The 2890-nt window shown below is 41.0% G+C and carries 3 protein-coding genes; 2 read left to right on the top strand and 1 reads right to left on the bottom strand.

The annotated features are described in order from the left end of the window. Positions 1 to 164 precede the first annotated feature (164 nt). The gene (locus K6C05_RS02260) at positions 165 to 719 is read left to right on the top strand and encodes a LemA family protein (RefSeq protein WP_296730798.1); all 555 of its coding nucleotides are present in this window, start codon (positions 165 to 167) and stop codon (positions 717 to 719) included. Continuing rightward, positions 719 to 1615, top strand: a complete 897-nt coding sequence (locus K6C05_RS02255) for a TPM domain-containing protein (protein ID WP_296730797.1) — start codon at positions 719 to 721, stop codon at positions 1613 to 1615. Before K6C05_RS02260 ends, K6C05_RS02255 begins: the two co-directional genes overlap by 1 nt. An 81-nt stretch (positions 1616 to 1696) precedes the next feature. On the opposite strand, the gene K6C05_RS02250 is transcribed toward K6C05_RS02255, so the two are convergent. After that, the gene (locus K6C05_RS02250) at positions 1697 to 2830 is read right to left on the bottom strand and encodes a heparan-alpha-glucosaminide N-acetyltransferase domain-containing protein (RefSeq protein WP_296730795.1); all 1134 of its coding nucleotides are present in this window, start codon (positions 2828 to 2830) and stop codon (positions 1697 to 1699) included. Between the last annotated feature and the right edge of the window lie 60 nt (positions 2831 to 2890).

Genomic DNA, 2890 nt, shown 5'->3' with positions numbered 1-2890 from the left:
CCATTGTTCAAATTTTTCTTCTTTAGAAGAAAAATCTTCCAATTAGCGTTTCAACGAGCTGGGAGATATGCTCGCCAGCTGTTGTAGTTTGTTTTCCCCCACCTAAAGAGGAAGGGGACATCTTAAAGCTCGTTATAAATATTTTTTTAGGGGGAGATGCTTTGATGAGTAAAGGCAGTATAATTGCAATTGTAATAGCGGTGGTTGTAATTTTTGCAGGAATAGGTACATACAATGAGATAAAGTCTGCAAGAATTGATGTTGATGCACAATATGGACAGATAGAAAATCAGATTCAGCGGCGGGCTGATTTAATTCCTAATCTTGTATCGACCGTCAAGGGATATATGCAGTATGAAGAAAAGGTTTTAACTGAAGTCACTGAAGCCAGGTCTCAGATTGCAGGGGCAAAATCACCTGAGGAAATGGCCCAGGCAGATGCTGCTCTTACCGGTGCCTTGGGGCGCCTGATTGCAGTAGCTGAAAACTATCCTGCATTAAAATCAGATGCTCATTTTACCGAGCTGATGAGAGAAATATCAGGCTCAGAGAATAGAATTGCAGTGGCAAGGCGTGATTATAATGATGCCATTAAACGCTATAATGTTATTGTCAGCACTTTCCCCGGGAATATGTTTGCAGGTATAATGGGCTATTCAAGTCTTCCACAGTTTGAGGCAGAAGAAGCGGCCCATACTGTACCGAAGGTGGCATTTTGATGGGCTGGCTGAATAAACTCTGTCTGGTAATAGCTTTATTATTCTGTTTTTGGGGGAATAGTTCAGTCAATGCAGCAACTATTCCGGACCCGCCAAAACAGGACATATATCTTGCTGATTTTTCCAATATGGTACAGGCAGAGGAAAAAAAGGAAATTTTAGAAATCGGCAAGGACCTGGATACCAGATTTGGTGCACAGCTTGTAGTTGTTACAGTTGACACCCTGGAGGATGATTCCATTGAGGATTATGCCAACAAGCTGTTCCGTTCCTGGGGTATCGGTGATAAAACAAAAAACAATGGTGTCCTTCTGCTCATAGCAAAAAATGACCGTAAATTCCGTATAGAGGTTGGTTATGGTCTGGAAGGTGCCCTTACCGACGGTTTTTGTGGTTCGGTTTTGGATGGTATGACATCATACTTCAAGGATGAGGAATATTCTGAGGGCATTATAAAAGCCTATCGCAAGCTGGCAATGAAGACTTATACAGAATATGATGCAACACCACCGGAGGGCTCAAAGGTAGTTGAGGAAGCTGAAGAGGAATATGAATGGTGGGAAGATATACTGTATGGAGGGATTTTCATAATCCTGATTCTCCTGGTGATATTTGTGGGCAGACCTCTTGCGATGTTCCTGATTGTAATGGCTTTATGTCTGCTCCTTGATTTGTTGCTTGTACTGATTTATATTGTAACACTGGGGAAATATGGAAGTATTAGTTTCGAGCATTTATCCAGCTCATTCAATGGTAGTGGATCAGGCGGTGGTTCAGGTCGCCACTCAAAAAATGATTCAGATTCCAGTTTCTTTTCCTTTGGCTCGGATGATGATTCGGACAGTGGCTTTGGTGGTGGCAGCTCCGGTGGTGGCGGTTCATCCGGAGGCTGGTAAAATAATATTGCCCCGAAGCTTATGGATGGTTTTTCCTTGTTGCAAGGAAATAGCACTATCCATAATATTCGGGGCTTTTTGTTAAAGCTTAATGATAATGTTTTTGGCATATAATATTTCAGCCATTATTGTATACACAATAAGCCAGCCAACGGTGTATAACAGAGTGGTAAAATAAGGGTTTGACGGGTCGAAGCAGTATGTGTGATACAGCCATGTGTACAGGGGCTCCTGATTGAATGTTAGGGTGCATAGTGTTATGACAACAATCTCACTTATCACATAAATAAGGATTGGATTGCGACCTATGGCCTGCCATGGATGGTAAATCAGATGGAATATAGGTTTTTCTACTGCTATTTCCAATATGGATAATAGTATCAGATCAATTCCGGCATTGACTAAAACATATGGTGCAGTCCATAGGGGCTTGCTGATAATTTCCACATTGCTCCAGCACCATCCGATTACAATGCAGGAAGTACCATATATAAAAAGCTTTTTTGCTGTTGATGTCCCTGAAAAAATAATGCGGGTGTGTTCCTTCAGCAATATTCCTGTTATTAATCCTAAAAGAGCAGATGCTGTGGCATTTATTGTGCCATATATTCCTTCAGGGTCCCAAAGGCCATGGTCATAGGTATGATTGCTTCCCAAAAAGCTTTGGTCGATTGCAATGCTGATATTATTCAGTTCATTATAGGACATTTCAGGGTTATACCAGTGGTATCCTGTTGTGGAAAGAAGCATCAAAATTGTTGCCAACATCCCCAGGGAATATTTTCCTGAGGACAATCGGAAGATAAATGCTGATATAAAATAGACCAGCGCTATACGCTGCAGTACACCCAGGGGCCTGAAGTTGGCCTTTATTTCCTTTAGGCAGTCCAACAGGGAATAATCCGTGGTAGCAATAACATTTACAAAGAATGACAGATGATTAAGTATCGTTCCTATTATTAACAATATCAGAGTGCGTTGCAAAACCTTTGATAACCAATTCTGTTTTGTATTAAGTCCTGATAAGGACATGGATATTCCCATTATAAAGATAAATCCCGGAAAAGCCATGTCAATAATGTGGATGCCTTCCCAGGTACAGTGTAAAAACTGTGTATAGGTAAAGCCTGAATCTGGCGACAGGTTGCCAAGGAGCATTATGGATATAATGATTCCCCGCAATATGTCTACAGAGATAAATCGTTTGTGTGTCATTGTTTTCCTCTCTTTACTTTGTACAGATCATATATTTAAAGATGAAATGACTTTCGCTTC

It is taken from the genome of Anaerovibrio sp. (genome assembly GCF_024697385.1).
Lineage (GTDB): Bacteria > Bacillota > Negativicutes > Selenomonadales > Selenomonadaceae > Anaerovibrio.
This window is presented reverse-complemented; position numbering and strand designations above follow the sequence as displayed.

Excerpts from the sequence above, each read along its gene's own strand:
- K6C05_RS02260 (WP_296730798.1), top strand. The coding sequence starts at position 165 with ATGAGTAAAGGCAGTATAATTGCAATTGTAATAGCGGTGGTTGTAATT.
- K6C05_RS02250 (WP_296730795.1), bottom strand. The coding sequence starts at position 2,830 with ATGACACACAAACGATTTATCTCTGTAGACATATTGCGGGGAATCATT.
- K6C05_RS02255 (WP_296730797.1), top strand. The coding sequence starts at position 719 with ATGGGCTGGCTGAATAAACTCTGTCTGGTAATAGCTTTATTATTCTGT.